The following is a 24,940-nucleotide window of genomic DNA, read 5'->3' on the forward strand; positions in this document are numbered from 1 at the left end:
CTGCTTAACGGGTACCTGTGGTATCTTTTTTCACAGGCACAGTGTCTTTCTCTTCCTTAGGCAGGGCTTTCCGCAGGGAATCCTGGAGTGGCGTCCGTTTACGGTTGTTGAAGAGTTCACTGAAACGATTGTATTCCCGGATATAGGAAATACCCACACCGGATTTGGTCCGGTTATTCAGGTTGTAGATATCATAATCTGATTTGCTGAATGCATTGATACGGAAACGACCATCAGGCGTCAGCAGGTATTCGATACGGAAGTCACCCGCAAACCGGTTGGAGCTGGCAGAAGTAGCCGTTTTCCCCCAGTCATAGTCGCCCCCTGCATACAGCCGGAAACGGTTGTTGAACAACGTGCTGGTAATACCGGCACTTACCTGGTTACGGTCTACGGAAGCATTATCCTGACTACCTACGTTATAGGCACGATAGTTTACATTCACCCCAATACCGCTGCCTTTCAGCAGGGCGCTGGTGATATTGTTGAGGATCGCAGAAGCCTGGGCAGACAATGCCTGGCCCACACTGTTCTTACCCGTAATACCCACGTTGCCGACGTTGGTAGTGGCATCGTCCGGGAGGAACTGGTTGAAGAGCAGTAGGCCGTACATCTGCAGCAAAGCCTTGTTCTGATCGTTGTTGATTTCCTTCAGTTTAGCAGCCACCCCACTCTCATAGGAAAGACTACCTACATCCGGTAATAATATATTATAGGCGATATCCGGTTTCAGCAGGGCGCCGCGTAAATTGATGACTACATCCACTTTTTCTGTACGGGTAGCCAGCTTGTCGGTCGCAGAAGAAGCTACGGCTGCGGCCTGTCCTACCAGGTTGTACAAACTCACTTTAGGCAGCGAGTATTTGGCATTGATATTTACTTTGGCTTCCGACGGATCGCCATTCCAGGTGATACTACTGTTCTTTTCTATATCAAATTTCCAGCTGGTGAGCCGTTGGAAAGTGAAGTTGTAGGAACCATTATTGATTTCGTAGTTACCAAACATACTGAAATCGCCTTCGGTGTTTACCACGATCTGCAGGTTACCGGTACCGTTGGCCGAAATGATGTCGCCGGTAGTGGCATCCAGGATAACATCAATCTGTGCATCCGGATTGGCGGCGATATCCAGCTTTACGGTCAGTTTGGTATTGTCTTTCTTTTTCTTCGATTCCTTTATTTCGGTACCGTAGGTTTTGAACGTGATGTAATCATATTTACCGATATCCTTGCTGTCCGACATCGGCAGATAAAAATGGGTGCCTTTGATCGGCCGGGCCAGGATGTGCATCTGCAGATCATTGAGCGGTCCGGAAAAATATACCTTACCATCTGCGATGACATCTCCATAAAACAACTCATTATCGGTAGCAGCAGTATTCAGGAAGAGGAATTTTCTACCGGTAACATCAAAGTCAAAGTTCAGCTTATCGAAATGATCATGACTGATATAACCATTGGCGGTGCCTTTGGTATTGTATTTATCGATCAGGCTGAAATTGCCGAATTCGATCAGGTTATCATCAATGTTGACGTTCAGTTTGGGAATACGATACCGGGTACCCAGGTAATCGACCGTCACGCCCACGGTATCCAGTTGTAAGGCCCCTTTTACGGAAGGCAGGCTGGTGGTACCGCTGACATTTACTTTCCCGCTGACAGCGCCGGTAAGGTTGGAGACATACCCGGTGAGGTATTTATTCAGCAGGCTTACCGACATGCCATTGAGCGATACATTGGCGGCCAGTTCGTTGTTGGTGGCAGATAAACCTACCCGGCCCTCGGCCAGGAAGCTCTTGCCTTCATTATCGGATTTCACGGCAAAAGTAGCCGTGGAGGTGCGATGATGATAGGTCCCGTCTATATTCAATACCCCGATGGAATCGTTGTCGATACGCAGTTCCCGGGTTCTGAGTGCCGTATTGATATCCAGGTTCTGGGTGGGATCTGCGATGTTGATGGTACCATCAGTAATTCCTTCAATGCGGGTAGCGATCAGCTGTGCAGGGATGACATCCGCCAGGTTAATATTTTTAAGCGTCACAATGAATTTGGATTCGTCCGGATTAAATTCATTGGTTTCTACGGTAATACTCTGATCGTTCCGGGTAACCCGCAGGTTCTTCACCGTGAGGAAATGTTTGCTCCAGTAAATTTCATTGCCTGGTGTAACATTCCACTGGCGCTCATTTACAGTGAAAGCACTGTTCAGGAAGTTGACTTTTATGCCTTCCGGTACGGTAATGATACGGGCATAAAAACCATCCAGGGAGGAGGTATCCTGCGCCTGGATATCCACTTTTACAAAAGAGGTATCATGACCGGAACTGGCCAGGATCAGCGGATTTTCCAGGATTACATTTTTACCGGACAACACTTTGCCGATGCTGGTGCTGATATTGACTTTATTGAAATTACCGGTGCCTTTCAGCTGCAGGTCCTGTACATGGTAATGCAGGTAAGCCGCTTCCGGTATATTTACATTCAGGGCCAGATCACCGCCGTTATTGGTGTTCAATGCGCCTTCCACGCGGGAGCCGTTGAACCCGGACAACAGTTTGGTATAGCCTTTCAGCAGTTTATCTACTTCGCCGAATTGAAAGGCGAAGCTGAAATTCTGGCGGATGTTGGTGTTTTCCGGTGCGCTGAAAAAGCTGGGATAATATTTATACAGCAACAAATGAAACGCATCGGGCAGTTGCAGGAAACTGTAGTCTCCTTTTACATAGCCACTCATTTCACTGCCGGCCATTTCCAATACTTTGATGTTGTCCTGCAGATGAGTGGATACATTCAGGGAATCGAATTCCAGCCGCCGGCCATCTTTATGTACGGATACGTCGAACATGCGGGCGCTCCCGTCGAAGTTATCGATGTTACTACCGGCAAAGTTCAGGTTTAGCTTGGCCTGCAGGGTAATGGAGTCGCCGGTGATGCGTAATGCTTTCAGGTCTGCTTTCCGGATTTCGGAATTGAAACGGAATACCGGCAGGGCTTCATTGAAGTCGATGGTACCGGCAAAGTCCATATCCAGATTCGGATCGTTGGCCGTGAGGGAGCCGTTGAAGAACTTACGGCTCATCTCTCCTTTGGTTTTTATATTGCGATAGGAGTAGCCATAGAGGTTGATGTTTTTAACATCCGCATCTACGCTGGCTTTGAGTGTCTGGAAGTTGAAGCCGGCCCCGTCTACTTTGGCGTCGAGCGTAACGGTAGATACGTTGGTATTGGCCAGGAGCGCACCAATGTCGAAGTTGTTGGTGGTGAGGCTACCGGAGTATACCGGTACATCCCGGCTGGTTTTGAAGTTCAGATCGGAGCTGACATTGCCCAGGTTGGTCCGGAACTGGCCATAGGCCACAAAGTCATTGATGAAACCCGTATAACTACCCTGAAAGCGGATGGCCGTGAGCCGGTCCATGCGGATGGCTTTTACATCTTTTACGATCGGCATAATCTGCATTACATCATTACCGGTGGTCACCAGTTCGTCGGTATGGAAGTCGATGAAGGTTTCGTAGATATCCGGCAGGCCACGCATTTCGAGACTGCCTTTCAGGCGGGTGGTGTTGCCGGCCTGGAGGTCAATATCTGCTGCTTTCAGGTTGCTGACAGGTCCGCGGGCCCTGCCTGTCAGGGTAATTTCTTTTTTCCAGGTAGACAGTGGCGGTGCAAAAAAGGCGATATCGTCGGAAGACAATTTACAGTTTTTGAAGCGGGCCTGCATGAATACATTGTTGATGTAATCACTCATGTCGCTGATATCACTGTATTGCATGGTATAGTAATCGCCGATGTGACTGCGGTTGGTTTCCAGGTCCAGCATCGAAAACTCCATTTCTACCGGCGACATTTTAAAGCGGCTGGTGAGTTTTTTTACTTCAAAGCCCGAACGCTCTTTGGTACTGAGTGTCAGGTCGCCGATGATACTGTCTTTTACCAGGCTGGTATTGGTCAGCGACAGGTTGATCTGTTGAAAGCGGATATGATGCGGTGCAAAATAACCGGGTTCTATTTTCGTAGTATCGTCGGGGTTATCTACGCCAAATAAGCCGTTTTTGATGCTGATTTCTTTTACCAGCAGTTTCCAGTTGGCGTTGTTCCAGCGCAGTTCCGGCACTTTGGCGGTATCTGCTGCAGGTGCGCTGGCGGCAGGCGGGCGTCTTTTGCGGAGTGGTGAGGCGGCATAACTGCTGATCACAAAATAAGGCTGGTCCAGCAACAGTTCCTGGATGTCTATATTATGTTTCTGGAGGTCCAGGTTTTTGGCGTCCAGGAGAATCCGTTTGGCAGAGGCCCGCATGTCTTCACCTACCCAGGCATCAATCTGGTTAAACGCTATGTTCCGGAGATCGATTTTTTTCAGATCCAGGGAGATGCCTTTGGAGGATTTGTTGGGAGATGCCGGTTCGGAAGAGCCGAAGGCTTCTTCCAGAAAATGGTAGTTCCAGACAGAATCATTCCGGGGGCGAAGGAGATTGATCCGCGCATTTTCCAGGCCGATATATTTTATTTCCGGTTTGTCCTGGAAGAAGAACCAGTCTGTAATACGGAGCTGCAGTTTTCCTGCATACAGGAGGGTATCCTGATGTTTATCTTCTATCAGGGTTCCTTCCAGCAGCATGCTGTTGAATAACCGGAAGGTCACATGATCAATGGCGACTTTTGTTTTTAACCGGTCCGACAGGCGGGTGGTTACTTCATGTACCAGTAAATTCTGCACAGCAGGAATGTTGACCAGTATCCCTATCAGAATGAGGAGGCCGAACAAACACAGGAACACGATCGATAATATTTTCCGTACTTTTTTCAGGCAGCAAAGTTTATCCGGCAAAAATAAATAATAGTTGGCAGTCAATGTCAATTAGCGGACGGTAAATACTAAATAAGATCGCATGTGCGGTATAAAGCCGGGAAGAACGGTGTGCCTGATTTCGTGTAGGGGGTAGGGTGAGTAAGAAAAATAACAGGAAGAACAACGGGTAAACAATCGGCAGGGGATGTTTTATGTCCAATAATTAGAAAAGAAATATCATATAATTGTCCTGATATGACTATTTTAATGGTGTTATATTGCTATTTAATAATAGTATTTTGATCTGTTTATTTTTAAAAATGAGGTATTTATCTCCCTAAAATATTAATAATAAATCTTTTGTATCATGATAAGGTTGTGGTCGATAATCAAAATAAAATTGTCATGATATGGTCAGAAGTTGGGTCAATGCTTTTAAGAAAACATTAACATTTATAAATTTCGTCCCGGACACTTTAAAAAGTGAATATCGGGAGTAGTGAACAACCAGTGAGCATCGAATAAAAAAGCAGGTAAGCAATCAGTGAGCAAGCAACCTACCTGTTAATAACAACCAAAGTAATTCAACCATCAGAGAACATCGGCGTATTGGAAAAATCAGTGAGCAATTTCGGGGAGATGTGCAGATGACAACCAAAGTAACAAAAAAAATCAGTGAGCAGTATTGACAAGCGGCGCATCAGGCAACCGAAGAACGTATGTAGCAAACCATTCAACAGTAACAACACGGTGTGAACAATGCAAACCAATGAACAGACGGGCAGGGTATGCACACATCTGTCAAATCAGGTAACCAAATCAGTGAATAGCAATAACTCGCATGAACAATGGAACACCTTGTGTAAACAAAAATAGGCAGTGAAATCAGTGAACAACAATTAGCATTCATCAACCAGTCTGATTATTCCAGCGTAATCTCTAAACAAGTATCTATGTGTAAAAAGTGGCTATTATTAGCACTCATGGGATTCCTATGCCTGCAGGTATGGGCTCAGGAGCGAAAAATTTCCGGTACCGTTAAAGACGAAAAAGGAGGCGCATTACCGGGCGTATCTGTGAAGGAAGCAGGTACCAATAACGGTGCAGCAACCACTCCTGACGGAAAATTTACCCTTACCTTAAAAGGAACTTCCTATAAACTGTCTGTTTCTTTCATCGGCTATGAAACGCAGACCATTGCAATTACCGATAGAGATAATTACCAGATATCGATGAAGGCAGATGCCAAAAGCCTGAAAGATGTGGTCGTTATCGGTTATCAGGAAGTAAAGCGCAAAACCGTTACGGCGGCCGTTGCCAGCGTAAAGGGTAAAGAAATTGAAAACCTGCCTTCCCCTAGCTTCGATCAGTTGCTGCAAGGACGTGCAGCCGGATTGAACGTACAGAACTTCACCGGCGAACCGGGTGTACGCGGGTCTTTTGTGATCAGGGGAAATACTTCCATCAGCCGGTCGGCAGACAATGCCCGCGCCCTCAGCTCTCCGCTGTTTGTGATAGATGGTATTCCTGTTTCCATGGATGATGCAGCGGCATTTGATAATACCGGAACCAACTACATCGCCGGTCTGAATCCCAACGATATTGAATCCATCGACATCCTGAAAGATGCTTCGGCAGCAGCCATCTATGGTTCCCGCGGCGCAAACGGCGTAGTGATCATCAAAACCAGAAGAGGTAAGCCCGGTAAGCCGCAGGTGAACTTCTCCACCTATGCCGGGATGGTAAAGAAACCCAAGTTTGAAAAAGTATTTGGTGGCGCAGAAGAAAGAAGATTCAAAATGGATTACCTGCAGCAACACCTGCACCCGGAACTGCTGGGTAAAGTGCTGCCCATGATCCTGACAGACAGCCTGAATCCGGCATTCAACGGGGCGGTAGACTGGCAGGACCTCTTCTACAGAAACGGTACGCTGCAAAACTATGACCTGTCTGTTTCCGGCGCCAGTGACCTCATGAACTACCGGATCAGCGGTAACTATTATAACGAAGATGGTAGCATTAAAGGCACCGGTTTTAAACGTTATACCATTTCTGCTGCCATGGGGGTAAAGATGTCATCCCGGTTAAGCGTGGATGCCCTCTTCCGTTTGAGCCGTGGCGACAGATCCCGTGGCCGTGGCCAGTTTCCCGGTGAAGATGCGATTCCGTTGCAAAACGGACAATACCTTTCTTCTCTCCTGAACATCACAGATATTGACCGGAAGAATTTTACCGGTGACCTGAGCAGTGGCCGCGATAAAAACATCAACGATGATATCACGGCCAGCCTCACAGTTAACTATGATATCAACAGTAAGCTGCGTTTTTCGTCGGTAGGTTCCATTCAGTCGAGCGTCAATTCCCGTGATATCTTCCGGCCGGGCGCCTTGAACATTGCGGGACTGTCGTATGCACAGAGCAATAAATCCCGTTACGAAAACCTGAACCTGGATAACACCCTGAACTATACCACTAACATCTTTAACAAGGAACACCACCTGAACGTGTTGCTGGGTAACACCATCAACAACGTGAAAAATGAATACACCGGTATTGGCAGCGGCGCACTCGGCAACGACAACGTGAAAGTAGTACAGGGATATAATGTGAATTACCTGTTGCGCGAAGATGTTTATGGTAACCTGGTTTCCGGTTCCAATTATTCTTCCGCAGGTATGTTGTCTTTCTTCAGCCGTATTAACTACGATTATAAAGAAAGATACCTGTTGTCATTTGCCTATCGTGCAGATGCCTCTTCCCGTTTTGGCCGTAACAGCCGCTGGGGCTACTTCCCCTCTGTATCCGTGGGTTGGAACGTGAGCGATGAACCATTTATGGAACCCGTGAAAAAATGGATGGACATGCTGAAATTCCGTGGTAGCTATGGTGTTACAGGTAGCCTGCCCGGTGGTTTTTATCTGCCTTACAATACCTACAGCATCAACCAGGGTACCTATGGTGGTTCTACCGGCGGTACCTACAATGGGGTGAATGCGGTGACGCCTAACTTCGCAGATGGGGTGGCGCAGGATGGATTAACCTGGGAACAATCCATTCAATCCAATATCGGTTTTGATGCGAGCTTCTTCAACGGCCGCTTAAACGCTACCGTAGATGCCTATAACCGTGGTAAATCCAAAACCCTGTTCGACCTGTTGTTACCAGCTACCAGTGGTTATGATAAAGTAAATACCAATGCGGTGGGGCTGCGTAATACCGGTATCGAGTTTACGATCCAGGGCCGCATCTTTGCGCCCAACAAACCATTCCAGTGGAATTCCCGCCTGATCCTTTCATTCAACAGAAACCAGATTACCGAGTTGCCCAATGGTAACCGCGACCTGGTAGTGTCCAACGATAATCTGGGCATTACCTATATCCTGACCAAAGGCCGCCCGATCAATGAGTTCTACATGATCAAGAGCAATGGCGTATATGGCAGTGATCAGGATATTCCTTTCAACCCTTACACCGGTGAGAAGCTAACTTATTGGAACGGCAACCATACGGTACAACCAGGCGATTTTATCTGGGTAGATCAGAATGGTGATTTTGATGTGTGGGATTGGAATGATAAAGTACGGGGCGGTAATCCCAACCCCAGTGTTACCGGTGGTTTCACCAATACTTTCTCCTATAAGGGTGTCAGCCTGGAAGTATTCGTTACGTTCCTGCTGGGCCGCGATATCTACAATAAATACATGTCAGACCGGTTAAAAGGATTAAGAAACGACTTTGGCTCCATTGCAGGTATAGATCCTTCGAAAGTAGATACCTGGCGTAAACCGGGCGATCAGAACAAGTATTCCGAACTGATTCCTTATGCACCGGGTTACTACTACCAGTTCCTGCCCTTCTCTACAGCGTTTGTAGAAAGCGGCAACTATGCCCGTATCAAATACCTGAACCTGTCTTACACCTTCAATCGCAAATTCCTCGACAAAATCAAACTGCGCAACCTGCAGATATATGGTGTAATGGATAACGTAGCCATGTTCCAGCAGACCAGTGTACCAGATGCGGAAGCCGTAGATGAAAGAGGTACGTATACCGGTGGTGGTTATCCGATACCTAAGAAATTTACCCTGGGTGTGAATGTTGGTTTTTAATCTTAAAAGAAGTCTGATATGAATCGTCTTAAAAATATTTTCACAGTAGTAGCGGCCGGATTGCTGTTGTCACCGTTTGTAGCCTGTAAGAAATTACTGGACCAGGAGCCGATCAACTCTCCCTACAATAATGTTTTCTGGAAAAACCAGCGGGATGCAGAGCAGGGAGTAGCCGGTGGTTACGCCTTGTTACGCCGGGCGCTGACTACGAATAATGAATATGATATGAACCTGTCTCATTTCGCCTATGGTACTTTACCGGCGTTTGAGTTTGATGATTATCGTCAATATGATTTGGGCTTCCTGGTGAAAAGCAACGGAGAGCTGTCTACGGCAAATTTTATCGGCAGTTACCTGGATGCTTATCACGACTGGTCGCCTTATTTTAAGGTAGTGACCCAGGCGAATCTCATCCTGCACTATCTGCCGGGTATTCCGAACGAACAGTTCACGGAGTCGCCCGCCCGTACCCGTAACCGTTTGCTGGGAGAGGCTTATTTCCTGCGCGCCTACAGCTACTTCTATATGGTACGTTTATGGGGCGATGTACCCCTGGTGACGAAGTTTGACGGTGATCCGGCGCAAGCACAGAATGTACCGCGTACCAACGAAAAAGTAGTGCTGGATAACTGTGTGGAAGACCTGAAAAAAGCTATTTCCCTGTTGCCATGGGAATATAAAAATGGGATGGAACGGGCGGTAAGAGCCAACAGAGGTGCAGCCTTCGGCTTACTGGCGCATGTGTATATGTGGAAAAACTTCCTGAACAAAGGCACGGTAGCAACGGATCGGACCAATGCCATTGCAGCGGTAGACTCCCTTGAGAAAAGTGGCCAGTATCAGTTGTTGCCGGCGGCATCCTACCCTAAAATATTCCGCGGTAAAACGGCGGAAGGCATTTTTGAACTGAATATGCAGGTAGCTGACGGAGAGCAACAGGTACAAAAAGGCTTCTACTATTCTATCATGAAAACGCCTTTCATCCAGAATAAAACCAGCAAACCGGATGTGCTCAACAAAGCACTGGTAGACCGTTTGTATGAAGAAGACGACCTGCGGCTGCAATACTATTTCTCCGGCCTGAAAGCAGCCGAACCGGAAAAAATAGTGATCTGTAAATTTTCCGGTCCTAACCGTGAAAATATTTACTATAAAAATCCGGGTAATTTTTCTGATGCGGCGGTAGATGCCAACCTGATACTGATGCGTTATGCGGATCTGCTGCTGCTGCGTGCAGAAGCCTATGCCGATCAGGGCAACATTGGTGCGGCATTGAAAGATGTGAATGCGGTAAGAATCCGCGCAGGCGCTTCGCCATCTGATGGGAACGGAGATATCCGGTATGAAGTATTTGCAGAACGTACCCGCGAATTATATGCAGAAGGACAACGCTGGTATGACCTGGTACGTACGGGTTATCTGGCTACGGAAGAGAACAACAAGTTCGGACAAAGCCGTTATAATGCCGAAGGCTGGAAGTGGCCGGTATCCAGGAAATTATTCCTGAATAACACAGTCATCACACAAAACAAATTCTGGTTGGGTAAAGTGAAATAACACCGGATACCTCCTCATCAATCCTTAAAAGTACAGGTATGAACAAACTTACAATATCAATCTTGAAATATGGATGGGCAGCGTTGTTGCTGGCTATATTGGCTACTGCCTGCAAAAAAGATGATCATTTCATGGGCGGCAGTATTACCAACGAGCGTACTGACCTGACCACCTACGATTACCTGAAAACAAACCCGCTGTTTGATACCCTGATACTGCTGATCAACAAAGCAGGGCTGAAGGACCAGATCAACAGCAACATCACTTTTTTTGCACCTACAGATTTTGCGATCCGTGAATTGGTGAAACGCAGGACCACCGAATTACAGAAAGAAAAGAAGGATGAAAATATCTACTACACATTGGACAGTTTTCCGGTAAATGAACTGCGGGACTCCCTGCTGGCCTATACCTTTAAAGGTGCTATCGTGCGGGATGACCTGTCGCTGGATGCACAGGTATATAAAAATCAAAAGGGGGAAGACTTTGGTATCCGCCTGAGACAATCAACGGATTATAGTAAGGTTTTTTCCAAACCGGTACGTTATCTCTCCATTACAAAACTGATCAATGGCCTGGATCCGGAGCCACGTCCTGAGGACTATCCGGATAAAGACAAAGACAAGGAATCCATGTTACAGACTTCGGGTATTATCACCCGAACCGGTGTGCTGCATGTCATTGAGAACACACACGTTTTTTATTGGAGATAATCCGTCATCCACAAATTATTAAAACATGTCAGGGAAATATAACATAAGAAAACTGCTGAGTACTGCCGTAATGATTGGATTGCTGGGTACTGCCTGTAAAAAAATTGATGAAGGTTTTCTGAGCGAGGGTTTGTATGTGCCGGATGCACCTATTACCGTAGAGCGGGGAAATCCTTTTCAGAAAACAGCCGCCATTCTGCCGGATGGTACTACTCAGCCAATGGTAGTAAAGTTGCTGGACATCCGCCGGGCCGATAATAAAAAGCATGCAGATGAATTTTTTAAAACCTACCCGGTTTACGTATATACGGCATCGGTAGATCCGGCAAAAGATACGACCATTGAACAGGTGAATAAAAAAAGAGCGCTTAAAAGTCTGCAGCCTTTTATATTCCTGCCCAGTGGTCAGTTTGTATTTAACGGGGCAACCGATAGTCTGCCATTGGGGATAACGTATGAATACGATGTGGAAGTATCCAATGTGGCGGGGTCCAAAACCTACAAAAATATTGGTACCCTTACTACCGCGGATCCGCAGCTGGTGAAAGAAACTTCTGCCGGCTGTAATATGTTCCCGGACGATGGCAGCCCCACTGTACCGATGCCTGTTCCGACATTAACGGTTACTAAAATCAAGGAAAGCGGCGCTATGGTGATTCTGAAAATCACCGATAAACTGGGTAATCCTTTTAATCCGAAAAACGGAGAGATTATCAAACGCGGCGACCGTCCTATTTTTGAGAACTACGCGAGATTTCATCCAATCGAATATACCGATACGTCCATGATCTGCAATTTCGAAATTGCGCCGTTTCCTTTAAGTAAGTATTCGGCTAATGGCACCAACTGGAATTACCTGATGTATTACCGGATACCGATGAAGTTTGTGAAGATAGATCCCAGCTTATCTGCTAAGGTAGGTACGATTAATCCGCTGTTCCAGTTCCGGCTGATGAAAGCAGGTACTTATGTAGTGGAAATCAGAATTGATAAAATTACGCGGGTGCCGGGTTGATGCACCAGCCTTGAGTATCGTTGCATTGATAACGCCTTGCCAGGATGATTTCCCGGCAAGGCGTTATGTTTTTTATATACCATATTCCTGCAGGTGGCGATGTAGTGTCACCAGGTCGTCGGGTAGGTGTAAGGCAGTAACAACCGCCCGGTTCACCGGGGTACTATGCGGATGCGGATAGGCAAAACTGGAGATCACCACTTGTCGTGCTGCCAGGAAATCGGCCAATGGAGGCTTGCTTTCGTCAGCTGGCAACAGGAACATGGGTAAAGCATGTGGATTGACGATGGTGGTATCTGCCGTAAGGTGACGCAGGTGCGTAATGTTTTGTTGCAGCAGGTGTCTTTGCGTTTGTATCAGTGCGGCAGATTGCAGCCAGGCATAGGCGTTGGCAGGCATCAGCGGCGTACTGGCCGTAAAAAAAGGCATCCGTTTTAAAGCGGCGATATCTGCTGCATGACCCGCTACCACACCGCCTTCCAGACTGTAAGCCTTGGCCAGTGAAGCGGTAATCAGGTAACGTACGGCCGGATTTTCCGGCAGTGAATCCTGACTGCCAGCGCCGTTTCTACCCAGTATACCGATGCCATGCGAATCGTCTATAATGACCAGTACATTACGGTTAATGGCCTGCAGCCAGTCGAAAGCATGTATGGTGGCGGTAAGCGGATTCACCGCATCTGCCGCAATCACATAGGTATTATCCGGCTGGCTGTTGATGCGCACAATGGTGTCGTGCTGCCATTTTTCCCGGTCGGGTAGCGGCAATGCCGGCAGGTGATGCCATAACGAAGGATGGGCTTCCGGTGCATACAGCAGCTGGCCGCAGCTGGCGCCGTAATGTACCGCTGCCTGCGAGGCCAGGTAGCCGGAAGAAAATACCACGGCAGATTGTTGTTGTAACAACACGGCCAGGGCATGTTCTGTTTCTTCGTATAGGGTTAGCCGTAAGTTGCCTGCCCGGGAAGAAGGAAACAAGGTACCATACTTTTCAATGCCTGTGGTCAGCACCGCTTTAAATGCGGGGTGCTGATGCAGACCGAGATAGGAAAATCCGGAGAAAAACAGGCTGTCGCCATCGGCGGTAAGTACTCTTCTGCCGGGTGTTATATCGGTATGCATAGACATGGGTTATTCTTTTTTAGTACGCAGGATGAAGTGAAAATCTCCGGATAACACCTTCATATCGAAATGAGTGGCATCCAGTTGTTCTACTGATACCAGGTTCTCTGTTTTGCGGGAACCATTGGACGCGGTCACGGATATGACCTTACCATTACTGAGGATAAAGTATTTACCCGAATCCGGTTTGCCGGCGATGGTGGCAATAAAAATACTATCCTGCAGGAACTGGTAGTACACATCCTCGTAGTAGCCGTTTTTCAGGTCTTTGGCCTGTATCTGCTGGGTATTGTTGTAAGGGTCGCCGGCGGGTACTTTCACATCATATACCCGCCATTTGCCGCCTTGCAGCAGCTGATTGGTTTTGCCGGTGTTACAACTACCCAGGATACTACCCAGGATGATAACGGTGCAGATGATACGTAGTTTCTTCATGTATTTAGCGGCCGGTTTTTGCTTTGTTGAAGGCTTCGGATTGTCCTTTGGGAATGGAGAGGCTTTCCCAGTTACCCTGCAGGATCATTTTGCCTACATATACGATCTGGCCAATATGGTAAGGTACATGTGCCAGCTGCCGGTTGATGGCATCGATCACACTGTGTGCTTCACTACGGACATATACCGTTTTCTCCAGATCGGCTTCCTCCAGGCTGCCGATAGCAGAGAGCATGCATTGCCAGCCGGTTTCCCATAATTCCAGGAGTTGTTCTTTGGTCAGCTGATCGTTTTCAAATTCCAGGTCCCGGTGCCGGCCTGATTTTTCGCCGTCGGTGGTGAGAAAGTCGGTCCAGCGCGACAACATATTACCGTGCAGGTGTTTGATGATGTGGGCAATGCTGTTGGAAGTTCCATCTGGTTGCCAGTGCAGCTGTGCTGCGTCCAGCCGGGTGATGGTGGTAGTACCCAGTTTTTTGTTGGTTTCCAGGCGGAGTATTACACTCTGGAGATAAGTCGTACCGATTGACATAAAATATGTTTTAAATAATGTAAAGCAAGGCTGTTATTTAGTAGCCGGCCGCGCTGTCGTCTCCACGTTTATCGCCGGAAGCTTCCAGGTAGCGGGAGGCCGGTGCTCTTTTGATGATTTCCGTCCGGCCGATAGGGGCACGTTTTTCTATTTTATACCCGATTTGTTGCAGGGCCTGTACGGTGCTGTCCGGGAAGCTGGCTTCCACATAGATCAGATCCGGCATCCACTGGTGATGAAATTTAGGTTTGTTGACCGCATCTGCAGGCGAGAGGCCGAATTCCAGCACATTCAGGAGTGTTTGAAAAACAGATGTAATGATGGTAGATCCACCGGGTGTGCCGAGGGCATATACCGGCTGATTTTGCTGCAATACAATAGTGGGCGTCATGGAGCTGAGCATCCGTTTGCCCGGTGCAATGGCGTTGCTGGCATTGCCTACCAGGCCATACATATTGGGTACGCCGGGTTTTACACTGAAATCATCCATTTCATTGTTGAGCAGGAAACCTGCTTTGCCGGCCACGGTTCTGCTGCCGTAATGCCCGTTGAGAGTAGTGGTCACGGCTACCGCATTACCATCTGCATCCATCACACTGAGGTGGGTGGTTTCTTCTGACTGGGGAAATACGCCGGCTTTGGTGTGATCGCTGGAGCCGGGCTGCATGGATACAAAATCCTGCATGCGGGCAGCGAGGTATTTTTTATTGGTGAGCTGTGCTACCGGTACCTTTACAAAACCTGGATCGCCGAGGTATTGCGCCCGGTCGGCATAAGCACGCCGTTCTGCTTCCACCATCAGCTGCACCGCCTGCGGCGAGTGAAAGCCCCATTGCGCGATCGGATATTTTTCTACCATGCCCATCATTTGTTGCAGGCAGATGCCGCCGCTGGAAGGAAGGGGCATGGTCAATATCGTATAGCCTTTATAGTTAAAGGTAACCGGTGTACGTTCTTTGGCTTTATATTGCTGCAGGTCTTTAAGGGTGATGATCCCTTTGCCCCGCCGCATTTCAGCGACGATGTTCCGGGCGGTTTCTCCCTGGTAAAATCCTGCCGCGCCTTTGTTACGTATAAGCGTTAACGTATGAGCCAGATCTTTCTGGATAAGAGTATCTCCGGCTTGCCAGGGCTGTGCTTTTACAAAAGCGGTGGGTCCGGTATTGAGTCTTTCAAAATCTGCTTTGTAGGAATTGAGCAGATTGGCTTCTGCGGTGGTAATGGCAAAACCTTTTTCTGCGAGAAGAATTGCCGGGGCAATCAGTTTCGCAAAAGGAAGCCGGGCATATTTCATGGCGGCAAAAAGACCTGCTACCGTACCGGGAATACCGGCGGCCAGGTGGCCATCCTGACTCAAAGTAGTTACTGCGTTGCCGAGCGAGTCGAGATACATATCCTTGCTGGCTGCTGCTGGTGCTGTTTCGCGATAATCAATGGCAATGTTACGGCCATCTTTCAGGTGGGCTACGAGGAATCCGCCGCCCCCAATATTGCCGGCGCCCGGATATACCACTGCCAGCGCCAGTTGTGTGGCGATGGCAGCATCTACCGCATTACCACCCTGTTGCAGGATGATACTACCGGCCTGACTGGCCAGCGGATGTGCAGATACAACTGCGCCATGCAGTACCTTGATATCTTTATCAATACTATAGTTATAAGGCCGTAGTGCGGCAACCGGCTCCTGGGCACAGGCTGCATAGGTACTGCACACGGCTATTCCCAGCAAAATCAGAAAACGCATGATCAGTTGTTTGCATCTAAATTAAGAAAACAATCCCTATCTTACGTAACCAAACCGATCGCTTCTATGCGCAGACTTATTTTATTGGCTTTCCTGTCGCTTGGCTTTTCCCGTATGCATGCGCAGGTGCCGACTCCCGACCAATTTCTAGGGTATCCCCTGGGTTCACAGTTCACGCCGCATTACAAAGTGGTGGATTATTTTAAAACAGTAGCCGCCAGCGTTAAAAATGTGAAGCTAGAACAATATGGTTCCACTTATGAAGGCCGCCCGCTGATGATGGCGGTGGTAGCTTCTCCGGAAAATTTCTCCCGCCTGGACGACATCAGACAACGCAGTCTCGCTATGTCCAATGCCAAAGATAACGGCAACGGCAGCCAGCCGGTAGTGGTATGGCTGAGTTACAACGTACATGGCAATGAGGCCGTTTCCACGGAAGCGTCTATGAAGACGCTGTATGAACTGGTAAATAACGGTAATGCACAAACGCAGCAATGGCTGCAGCATGCGGTGGTGATCCTCGATCCGTGTCTGAACCCGGACGGGCATGACCGGTATGTCAATTTTTACAATGCAACCCGGGGCAAACAACCCAATGTATACCGCTATTCCCGCGAACACCATGAACCGTGGCCTGGCGGCAGACCCAATCACTATTACTTTGACCTGAACCGCGACTGGGCCTGGCAAACGCAGCAGGAATCCCAGCAACGGGTGGCAAAATATAACCAGTGGATGCCACAGATTCATGTGGACTTCCACGAACAGGAAATAGAAGCGCCGTATTATTTTGCGCCGGCAGCAGAACCTTTCCACGATGCAATTACCCCCTGGCAGCGCCAGTTACAGGTGATGATCGGAAAAAATAATGCAAAGTATTTTGATGAGCAGGGATGGCTGTACTTTACCAAAGAACGGTTCGACCTGTTTTATCCCAGCTATGGCGATACCTATCCCATGTACAATGGCGCTATCGGTATGACCTTTGAACAGGGCGGTAGTGGCCGTGCCGGCGTGGCGGTGAAGAAAAGGGATGGTGACACGCTGACCCTCACAGACCGTATAGCTCACCACTTTACCACGGGAATGTCTACCATTGAAGTAGCGGCACAGAACGCCGGAAAAATTATCAGTGAATATGTACAGTACTTTGATCGCGCTAAAAAAGATCCGCAGGGTGGTTATAAATCCTATGTGATCAAAGCGGCGGGTAATACAGAAAAACTGAATACCCTGGCTGAACTGCTGCGTAAAAACAACATCGCCTTTGGCTTTGGTACCAGCACCGGCAGTTCCAGTGGGTTCAACTACTTCACCGGCAAAACAGAAAACTTTACCATCGATAAAGAAGACCTGGTCATCAACGCCTATCAGCCGCATTCCAATATGCTGCGGGTATTATTTGAGCCGGTTTCTCATCTGACAGATTCTGTTACCTACGATATTACTGCCTGGGCATTGCCTTACGCGTATGGCTTACCTGCCTATGCCGTGAAGCAACCGCTGACACCTGCGGCAGATGCACCAGCTGTACGTAACAACACGCCGCTGGTAGCGCAGCATCCTTATGCTTACCTGGCTAAATGGAATAGCCTGCGGGATGTAAAATTCCTGGCGGCATTGCTGCAACAGGATATCAAAGTAAGGTTCACAGAAGTACCTTTCACAGTAGGCAGCAAAGATTTTCCGGCTGGTACGCTGGTGATTACCCGGGCGGGGAATACTGCTAAAGGCGCTGCTTTCGATCAATTCATTACCTCACAGGCCAATCGCTTCAAAATATCCCTGGATGCTGTTTCCAGCGGTTTTGTTGATAAGGGCATGGACTTCGGGTCCGATAAAATCCGTTACATCAAAGCACCACGCGTGGTTTTACTGATGGGAGATGAAGTATCTTCGCTGGGTACCGGCGAAATCTGGCATTTCTTTGAACAGCAGCTGGACTTCCCGCTAACGGTGGTGAATGAACGAAATCTGGATGAGGTAAATCTGGAAGAAACAGATGTAGTGATTTTACCGGATGGCTACTATCGTTCGCTGTCTGAAAAAGCGTCAGCGGATCGTTTAAAATCCTGGGTGAACAACGGTGGTAAGCTGATTGCGCTGGAAGGCGCCGCTGCACAGCTGACAGAAGGAGAGTGGGGCATTAAGCTGAAAAAAGAAGAAGATAACAAAGCTGCCAAAGATAAAGCCGCGCAGGAATCTCCTTATGAAGCCCTGAAACCGTATGCTAACCGCGAGCGGGAAAGCGTAAAACAGTTTATTCCTGGTGCTATCTATAAAGTGCAGCTGGATGAAACGCATCCGCTGGCCTTCGGTTACCCGGCCTTTTATTATACGCTGAAACAGGACAGCCGCCTGTACGATTTCATCGACAATGATGGCTGGAATGTAGGCGTACTTAAAAAGGACAGTTATCTCAGTGGTTTTGTAGGTACTGAAACCCGCAAGCAATTGAAAGACGGACTTATTTTCGGTGTAAAGGATATGGGCCATGGCGAGATCGTTATTATGGCAGATAATCCTTTGTTCAGAAGCTTCTGGGAAAATGGTAAGCTGTTGTTCAGCAACGCCGTATTCCTGGTAGGACAATAAATACAGCTATTAAAAAGATATACAGGGAACATCAGCCGGTAATGCCGGATGATGTTCCCTGTTTGTTTATTATAGTTTTCGTTTAATGTTACAGCCCAGGCTGCCCGAAGCAGCAGTGGTAACGGATTTGCCGGCCAGCATTTCATTCAGGGCATTCTGCAGCAACGGTACTTTTACCGCATCGGCATTTCCCGGATTATCATCAATCCCTCCTTTATATACCAGCTTGTTGTGTTTATCAAACAGGAAACATTCCGGTGTGTGGTTGGCATCAAAGGCATCCGCCAGCAGTGCATTTTTATCGAGGAGATAATAACCCGGCAGTTGTTGCTGGGAAGCGTAGGCTTTCATCATGCTCAACGACTCTCCATCATTGCGGGTAGCCTCATTGGAGTTTACCAGTGCCACCCCGATATTGTTTTGTTGGGCAAAAGCGCAGGCCCGGCGTAATCTTTCCTGGTTTCGTATCATATACGGACAGCGGTTGCCGGCAAATACCACCAGCAGTCCGTTTGGCCCTTTGGCCGTTTGCAGGGAAATCTCTTTTCCCGATACATCCATGCAGGCTACATTAGCCTGGGGTACAGGTGCGCCCAATTCCAGTGATAACTCCCGTATGGGCAGAAAAGAGGATAATAAAACAGTACAACAGGATAAATAAAGAGCGGACTTCATCATAGTAGACAGTTTTCAGGTCCTTGCTAAAATTAAAATAATGCGACAGTATGCTGCTGAACAGGCAACAGCAATTATAAAGAAAGATAAAGTAAAATATTAAAAAATAAAAATATTTGTTACAACCTGGCCAGGTGCTTTTTTTCTTCCCGGGCAGCATCGCTGAGGGCACGGATACTGGCATTCAGCTCAAAGCCAACCAGGAGAATAAAGGAGTTGAAGAAAACCCATAACATCAGTACCAGGATGGTACCGATAGAGCCATAAATCTTGTTGTAGTTACCAAAGTGGTTGACAAACCAGGAAAACCCGATGGTGACCACGATCATAAAGATGGTGGCCACGGCAGAACCGGCGGTAATGAATTTCCATTTTTTGGTAGTGGCGGCGCCAATGCGATACAGGACGGAGTTGACAGAATAGAATAACATGATGATCAGTACCCAGCGGGCAATATCAATCACATTGCGCAGCAGCGTACTTTTGATGCCAATCAGGTTGAATACCCAACGCAAGGTAGCCCCCTGCGCGATAATGAGTGCCACCGTTACCAGCAGCAATACCACCAGTATAGCCGTCAGCTGCAGGGCTATCAGCCTGTTCTGCCACCATTTCCTTTTGCGGAAGCCGGCGCCTTCAATTTTATTGAAGGAACGCAGGATGCCCATTACACCGTTGGAGGAATAGAAAAAGCCCATGAGAAAAGCCACAGACAATAACCCGTTGCGGTGGGTGTACAGGAAGTCGTGGATCATGCCCCGTACAATCATGTAGGTGTTGTAGTTGGGCGTGAGATCCTGCGCCAGGTCGTACAGGGTGGCTTCAATATTCCGTACCGGTACGTAGGGTACCAATGTAAACAAGAAGATGAAAAAAGGCGGAATGGCGAGGAGGAAGTTAAAAGAGATGGCCCGTGCCCGGTCGCCCAGGCCCCTGTTTTTGGTTTCCTGCCCGAAATATTTCAGTACATCATACAGGGGCAGCCCTTCGAAGCCGGGTAATATCAGGGTTTTACTCCTGTTTACCAGCCATCGGTAAGGACGTGAACGGAAGATGATGTTTTCGGGTTTAAACGCCAATTGTTATCCTGAATTTTTTGAGTGACTGTTAGTTAGCTAATAACCTCTTTTGTTTAATTCTGCCTGGTATTTTCTGGCGTTTACCAGGTGTTCTGCATAGGTGGCTGCAAAAGCATGGTAACCGGAGAAGTCAGATCTGGCGCAAAAATACAGGTAATCCGTTTCCGGTGTATTGAGTACGGCATTTAATGTTTTAACAGAAGGGGTACAGATCGGACCGGGAGGTAAACCCGAATAACGGTAAGTGTTATACGGAGAATCGTACAGCGTGTGATTTTCCCGGATGCGTTTCAGCCCGAAATCCTGCAGGGCAAACTTCACGGTAGGATCGGCCTGCAGCCGCATATTCTTGCGGTAGCGGTTCAGGTATACGCTGGCTACCAATGGCTTTTCGTCGTTTTTATTGGTTTCTTCCTCTACAATAGAACCCAGTATGGTGACTTCATTGGGGGTAAGTCCCAGGTGGCGGGCTTTTTCCAGCCGGTCTGCCGTCCAGAATTCTTCCCGTTCCTTTTCCAGTTTTTTGAAAACGCTTTCCGCACCGGTATTCCAGTAAAATTCGTAGGTATTGGGCAATACTGCGCACATCACAGTATTGGTGTCGAGTTTAAACTGGCGGAGGTATATGGGGTCCTGCATCAGCGCCCGGAGGGCAACAGAATCGGCTTCCAGGTTATTACATATTTTTCTCACAAAATCATCGCGGGTACGTAATTTATTGATCACCAGCTGTACGGGCGACTGTTTGCCGGAGCGGAGCAGTTTTACAATATCAAAGTTGCTCATGCCGGGCGTAATTTTATACCGGCCGGCTTTTACCCGGGCAGGATAGTCCAGTTCTTTCGCCACCCAGTTGAAGCTGCTGCGGTTGCGCACAATACCTTGTTCTTCCAGTCCTTCCAGTACATTGGCATATGTGCTGCCGGTACGTACATAAAAGTATTTGTTGTCGCCAAAAGATCGGGTATTGGGACCAAACACCCGGTAGGAGGTGTATACGAGTGCGCCTGCGGCGAGACACCCGGTGATAACCAGTGCGCGTTTTATCCAAACGGACCGTTTGCTGGGCTGTTTGATTCGTTTTGCCATAGATAGTATGTAACAACAGGTTACGGATGATGATGGGCGGCGAATGAAGTTTATCCGGAAAAGTCAGCAATGACTGCAAAGGCTACACTACGTTCATTCACTATGAAAAAAACCTCGCTTTAACGGCGAGGTTTCTGGAATTATTATTCAGATAAGTTTATTTAGGCTGTGGAGCGGGAGCAGGTTGGGTACCTGTACCTGGTAAGGTAGCTGGCGCCTGTTGTGGTGCCGGAGCTGCCTGGCCTGAAGAAGCTCTTTCTACGGCAGTAGGAGCGCTAACAGGGCCGCCTTTGCTGCTTTTACCAATGAAGAACGGAGCGGTCAGGCATAATACTGCGATCACAGCAGCCAGTATCCAGGTTCCTTTTTCCAATACGTCAGTGGTCTGACGCACCCCAATCACCTGATTACCAACACCACCTAATGCACCGGACAAGCCGCCACCTTTAGGGTTTTGGATCAGCACAAAAAAGCCTAACAACACACAGGCTAATATGATCAGGATACCGAAAATTAACAACATAAATATTACCGTTTATTTTTGTCTGTTTTTGACTTAAGTTCAGAAATCTTTTGCGCAAAATAAGCGTTTTTGTCGGGATTAAGCAAACTTAATTTTTGATATATCTTAATGGCATTCTCGTACTGGTGCTGCCGCACCCAGATATCAGCGAGTGTTTCCGACACAATATCATTGTTGAAGGTGATACTGCCCATAGCCATCTTTTCCACTGTTTCAGATACTTCCGGCTCTTCATCTTCTTCGTAGATGCGGTGTAGTTGCTGGTGATACCAGTCTTTGCTGGTTTTTCCGGCAAAGCTGTCTTTAATTTCCCGCAACCACGACGTAAAACTTTTCATTTCTGCCATGCCCTGATCGTTTAATTCATCTGCTTCATCCGGGTTTTTAAGCCTTTTGTAAGCAAAATAATCATCCGTATATAAAGGTTGAAAGGTAAGTTCTGTCGCTACTGGTTCTTCTGTAAATTTCAAAGGAAATATTTTAATCGGCTCGGCCGGCATCGTTTCATCATCGTTGGCAGTTACCCAGTCATTATGGGTGGCTGCCGGTTCGGCCAAAGCAGGTACCGGTGGTACCGGCACGGCTGTTTCCGGAAGGGAAGAGGCTGCTGTCTGTTGGTTTGTTTCAAAGTCAGCAATGGCCAGTGTTGTATCGTTGTTCATAGTTATATCGTCGCTGATGATCGCCGGTGGCTCCGGTGTCGCAGCGGTAGCAGGTTCGGAATTACCCGCAGCTGCCGGTATTGCAGCGGTCGGGAGATGATCCGCATCCTGCCAGGTAGTGTTGCCGGTAAGGAACTGATAAAAATGGTGAGGCTGGCCGCTGTATAACAACGCTGTTGTCACAACCGGATCCTGCAGGTCACCTGTACGGTCATATACTTTCCGGGCCAGTAACATCCGGGCAGCAGCAAAATATGGATGGTTCGCTACCAGCTGTTCCATCGTGGCTTCATCTACCTGCTGCAGTGCCGGCTTAAGAAAGATATGTGCAAGGAGCCTGTTTGCTGTCATATGTTGCTAATGTAGGAAAATTTAAATTACGAATAACGGATCATGCATTGGGCAGAAGATATTCGCGAAAATCATTCGCGGTAATCATCTGCCCAATACATGATACTTATGATAAGTGTAAGCTGAGAAATTTCAATAATTACCAGTTTGCATATGCCCGGTTGAAAATATCATCAACAATACCGGGTATGATATTGTTGTCGAGCAACCCGTTTTCTACGGAGCTGGGTAATTGGTTGGCACTGAAATCAGCAGAACGGGTAAAGGATTGGGTGAATCCTTTTTTATCGCCTATTCTTTTGATAAACGTAATATTCACAGTAACATTCAGACGGGAAGTAGCTGCCTGATCTACGTTGGTTACAGCAGCGTTGGAGAAAGAGTAACCGGTGATGGTACCTCTGAATTCATAATCTGCCTTTGATTCATTTTCATTTACCTGTGTGAGCCTGGTCTGCGACTGGATTTTATCCCGCAGCTTCTGCGTCAGTTTCTGACTGAACGTCGGGTTGGTAATCGGCGCTCTGTTTTCAATAAAACGTACGTTCACAGTGCTGGCCCCCTGATCAATGCTGGCGCCGGTCATAGAGTAATTAACGCTGCAGCCGCTCCATACGGCGAGCACCGCTAAAGCGATGCATACATAAATAGTTTTGATCATTGTGGTATTGATATTAAAATTCGTTTATTCGGCAATGTTATACTCTTTCAGTTTGCGGTACAGCGTTCTTTCAGAGATACCCAGATCGAGTGCTGCGTCTTTACGTTTTCCTTTGTGTTTTTTCAGCGCCTTTACAATCAGTTCTTTCTCCTTGTCGGCAATAGACAGGGTTTCTTCTACTTCTTCATGCAGGTCTATTTTATTATCCTGCAGGATGATCGGCTGTGCGTTACCGATATTGGTGGCAGCAGGCGTATTTACTTCTGCAGTGGAAGGGTAGGTGTGCAGTACATGATTGTCGGGATGATGATATTCTGTAGGATGCGCCATACTGGGATTCTGCAGGATATCGAAGAACATTTTCTTTACTTCTGTTACATCTTTTTTCATGTCGAAGAACAGCTTGTAGAGAATGTCTCTTTCGCTGGCAAAGTCGTTGCCGCTTTGTTGCTGCGGCGCGGCGAGCATAGGCAGGCGGTTTACTTCCGGTATTTCCGGCAGGAAACGTTTCAGGTCACTGCCGGTCACCAGTTTATCGGAAGACAATACAGAAATCTGTTCTGCAATGTTTTTCAGTTCCCGCACATTTCCCCGCCACGGATAATTTACCAGCAGGGTACGTGCTTCTTCATCCAGCTGGATAGAAGGTGTTTTATATTTTTCAGAGAAGTCTACCGAGAATTTACGGAAGAGCAACGGAATATCTTCTTTGCGGTCGCGCAGGGCAGGTACGCGGATGGGGACCGTATTGAGCCGGTAATACAGGTCTTCCCTGAATTTACCGTGTTGTGTACGTTCCAGCAAATCGCGGTTGGTGGCGGCGATCACGCGTACATCTGTTTTCTGTACTTTGGAGGAACCTACGCGGATGTATTCACCGGTTTCGAGTACACGTAATAAACGTGCCTGTGTTCCCAGCGGCATTTCCCCGATTTCATCCAGGAAAATGGTACCGCCGTTAACGGTTTCAAAATAACCTTTACGGCTATCCACAGCGCCGGTGAAAGAGCCTTTTTCATGGCCGAAAAGCTCCGAATCGATGGTGCCTTCCGGGATAGCGCCGCAGTTAACGGCGATAAACGGATTATGTTTACGGGCACTGAGTGCATGAATGATCTGTGAAAATACTTCCTTCCCTACGCCGCTTTCGCCGTTGATAAGCACGGTGAGGTCCGTATTGGCTACCTGCACGGCTACCTGGAGCGCGTAATTCAGCGCGGGACTATTACCGATAATGCCAAACCTGTTTTTTATAGCCTGTATGTCCATAAGCGGTTTATCTC

17 protein-coding genes are annotated in these 24,940 nt (G+C 47.8%); 5 read left to right on the forward strand and 12 right to left on the reverse strand.

What is annotated here, in order from left to right:
- Nucleotides 1-4 precede the first annotated feature (4 nt).
- Nucleotides 5-4,783, reverse strand: a complete 4,779-nt coding sequence (locus OL444_RS11435) for a translocation/assembly module TamB domain-containing protein (RefSeq protein WP_264733071.1) — start codon at nucleotides 4,781-4,783, stop codon at nucleotides 5-7.
- Between the two features lie 965 nt (nucleotides 4,784-5,748).
- On the opposite strand from OL444_RS11435, the gene OL444_RS11440 reads away from it, so the two are divergent.
- From OL444_RS11440 to OL444_RS11455, 4 genes are read left to right on the forward strand one after another with little or no spacing between them, the layout of a single operon-like run.
- Nucleotides 5,749-8,904, forward strand: coding sequence for a SusC/RagA family TonB-linked outer membrane protein (locus OL444_RS11440; protein WP_264733070.1), 3,156 nt, complete (start codon nucleotides 5,749-5,751; stop codon nucleotides 8,902-8,904).
- A gap of 18 nt (nucleotides 8,905-8,922) precedes the next feature.
- Complete coding sequence (locus OL444_RS11445) at nucleotides 8,923-10,461, forward strand: RagB/SusD family nutrient uptake outer membrane protein (protein WP_264733069.1); 1,539 nt, start codon at nucleotides 8,923-8,925, stop codon at nucleotides 10,459-10,461.
- A gap of 38 nt (nucleotides 10,462-10,499) precedes the next feature.
- Nucleotides 10,500-11,174 carry a fasciclin domain-containing protein gene (locus OL444_RS11450; protein WP_264733068.1) on the forward strand — a complete coding sequence of 225 codons (675 nt, stop codon included), beginning with the start codon at nucleotides 10,500-10,502 and terminating at the stop codon, nucleotides 11,172-11,174.
- A gap of 25 nt (nucleotides 11,175-11,199) precedes the next feature.
- Complete coding sequence (locus OL444_RS11455) at nucleotides 11,200-12,189, forward strand: DUF5007 domain-containing protein (protein WP_264733067.1); 990 nt, start codon at nucleotides 11,200-11,202, stop codon at nucleotides 12,187-12,189.
- A 72-nt stretch (nucleotides 12,190-12,261) separates the two neighbouring features.
- On the opposite strand, the gene OL444_RS11460 is transcribed toward OL444_RS11455, so the two are convergent.
- Genes OL444_RS11460 through ggt form a run of 4 tightly spaced genes read right to left on the reverse strand, consistent with a single transcriptional unit; the run spans nucleotide 12,262 to nucleotide 16,022 of the window.
- Entirely contained in the window at nucleotides 12,262-13,311 is a 1,050-nt protein-coding gene (locus tag OL444_RS11460) for an aminotransferase class I/II-fold pyridoxal phosphate-dependent enzyme (RefSeq protein WP_264733066.1), read from the reverse strand.
- Between the two features lie 9 nt (nucleotides 13,312-13,320).
- Nucleotides 13,321-13,746: a hypothetical protein gene (locus OL444_RS11465; protein ID WP_264733065.1), complete on the reverse strand. Its 426-nt coding sequence runs from the start codon at nucleotides 13,744-13,746 to the stop codon at nucleotides 13,321-13,323.
- 4 nt (nucleotides 13,747-13,750) lie between these two features.
- A complete protein-coding gene (locus tag OL444_RS11470; RefSeq protein ID WP_264733064.1) occupies nucleotides 13,751-14,278 on the reverse strand; it encodes a DUF1572 family protein in 528 nt (175 codons plus the stop codon).
- Nucleotides 14,279-14,315: 37 nt separating this feature from the next.
- Nucleotides 14,316-16,022, reverse strand: coding sequence for a gamma-glutamyltransferase (gene ggt / locus OL444_RS11475; protein WP_264733063.1), 1,707 nt, complete (start codon nucleotides 16,020-16,022; stop codon nucleotides 14,316-14,318).
- A 66-nt stretch (nucleotides 16,023-16,088) separates the two neighbouring features.
- Here ggt and OL444_RS11480 point away from each other — a divergent pair, with 66 nt between their 5' ends.
- Complete coding sequence (locus OL444_RS11480; protein ID WP_264733062.1) at nucleotides 16,089-18,617, forward strand: M14 family metallopeptidase; 2,529 nt, start codon at nucleotides 16,089-16,091, stop codon at nucleotides 18,615-18,617.
- Nucleotides 18,618-18,686: 69 nt separating this feature from the next.
- Here the strand turns inward: OL444_RS11480 and OL444_RS11485 are convergent, their stop codons facing one another.
- The 7 genes from OL444_RS11485 to OL444_RS11515 form a co-directional block, all read right to left on the reverse strand.
- Nucleotides 18,687-19,295 (reverse strand): redoxin family protein, encoded by a 609-nt coding sequence (locus tag OL444_RS11485; protein ID WP_264733061.1) that lies wholly within the window; start codon nucleotides 19,293-19,295, stop codon nucleotides 18,687-18,689.
- A 116-nt stretch (nucleotides 19,296-19,411) separates the two neighbouring features.
- Nucleotides 19,412-20,371: a YihY/virulence factor BrkB family protein gene (locus OL444_RS11490; RefSeq protein ID WP_264733060.1), complete on the reverse strand. Its 960-nt coding sequence runs from the start codon at nucleotides 20,369-20,371 to the stop codon at nucleotides 19,412-19,414.
- A gap of 36 nt (nucleotides 20,372-20,407) precedes the next feature.
- Nucleotides 20,408-21,460 carry an endolytic transglycosylase MltG gene (gene mltG, locus OL444_RS11495; RefSeq protein WP_264733059.1) on the reverse strand — a complete coding sequence of 351 codons (1,053 nt, stop codon included), beginning with the start codon at nucleotides 21,458-21,460 and terminating at the stop codon, nucleotides 20,408-20,410.
- 157 nt (nucleotides 21,461-21,617) lie between these two features.
- Nucleotides 21,618-21,983 carry a preprotein translocase subunit SecG gene (gene secG / locus OL444_RS11500; RefSeq protein WP_264733058.1) on the reverse strand — a complete coding sequence of 122 codons (366 nt, stop codon included), beginning with the start codon at nucleotides 21,981-21,983 and terminating at the stop codon, nucleotides 21,618-21,620.
- A gap of 5 nt (nucleotides 21,984-21,988) precedes the next feature.
- Nucleotides 21,989-22,996, reverse strand: coding sequence for a DUF8458 domain-containing protein (locus tag OL444_RS11505; protein WP_264733057.1), 1,008 nt, complete (start codon nucleotides 22,994-22,996; stop codon nucleotides 21,989-21,991).
- Between the two features lie 139 nt (nucleotides 22,997-23,135).
- Entirely contained in the window at nucleotides 23,136-23,657 is a 522-nt protein-coding gene (locus OL444_RS11510) for an LptE family protein (RefSeq protein ID WP_264733056.1), read from the reverse strand.
- A gap of 24 nt (nucleotides 23,658-23,681) precedes the next feature.
- Entirely contained in the window at nucleotides 23,682-24,926 is a 1,245-nt protein-coding gene (locus OL444_RS11515; RefSeq protein ID WP_264733055.1) for a sigma-54 interaction domain-containing protein, read from the reverse strand.
- Nucleotides 24,927-24,940: the final 14 nt, after the last annotated feature.

The organism is Chitinophaga nivalis (genome assembly GCF_025989125.1).
GTDB classification, from domain to species: Bacteria; Bacteroidota; Bacteroidia; order Chitinophagales; family Chitinophagaceae; genus Chitinophaga; species Chitinophaga nivalis.

Coding starts and splice junctions, on each gene's coding strand:
- mltG (WP_264733059.1), bottom strand. CDS start 21,460: ATGGCAAAACGAATCAAACAGCCCAGCAAACGGTCCGTTTGGATAAAA.
- OL444_RS11445 (WP_264733069.1), top strand. CDS start 8,923: ATGAATCGTCTTAAAAATATTTTCACAGTAGTAGCGGCCGGATTGCTG.
- OL444_RS11515 (WP_264733055.1), bottom strand. CDS start 24,926: ATGGACATACAGGCTATAAAAAACAGGTTTGGCATTATCGGTAATAGT.
- OL444_RS11440 (WP_264733070.1), top strand. CDS start 5,749: ATGTGTAAAAAGTGGCTATTATTAGCACTCATGGGATTCCTATGCCTG.
- OL444_RS11455 (WP_264733067.1), top strand. CDS start 11,200: ATGTCAGGGAAATATAACATAAGAAAACTGCTGAGTACTGCCGTAATG.
- OL444_RS11460 (WP_264733066.1), bottom strand. CDS start 13,311: ATGCATACCGATATAACACCCGGCAGAAGAGTACTTACCGCCGATGGC.
- secG (WP_264733058.1), bottom strand. CDS start 21,983: ATGTTGTTAATTTTCGGTATCCTGATCATATTAGCCTGTGTGTTGTTA.
- OL444_RS11505 (WP_264733057.1), bottom strand. CDS start 22,996: ATGACAGCAAACAGGCTCCTTGCACATATCTTTCTTAAGCCGGCACTG.
- OL444_RS11450 (WP_264733068.1), top strand. CDS start 10,500: ATGAACAAACTTACAATATCAATCTTGAAATATGGATGGGCAGCGTTG.
- ggt (WP_264733063.1), bottom strand. CDS start 16,022: ATGCGTTTTCTGATTTTGCTGGGAATAGCCGTGTGCAGTACCTATGCA.
- OL444_RS11470 (WP_264733064.1), bottom strand. CDS start 14,278: ATGTCAATCGGTACGACTTATCTCCAGAGTGTAATACTCCGCCTGGAA.
- OL444_RS11480 (WP_264733062.1), top strand. CDS start 16,089: ATGCGCAGACTTATTTTATTGGCTTTCCTGTCGCTTGGCTTTTCCCGT.
- OL444_RS11485 (WP_264733061.1), bottom strand. CDS start 19,295: ATGATGAAGTCCGCTCTTTATTTATCCTGTTGTACTGTTTTATTATCC.
- OL444_RS11465 (WP_264733065.1), bottom strand. CDS start 13,746: ATGAAGAAACTACGTATCATCTGCACCGTTATCATCCTGGGTAGTATC.
- OL444_RS11510 (WP_264733056.1), bottom strand. CDS start 23,657: ATGATCAAAACTATTTATGTATGCATCGCTTTAGCGGTGCTCGCCGTA.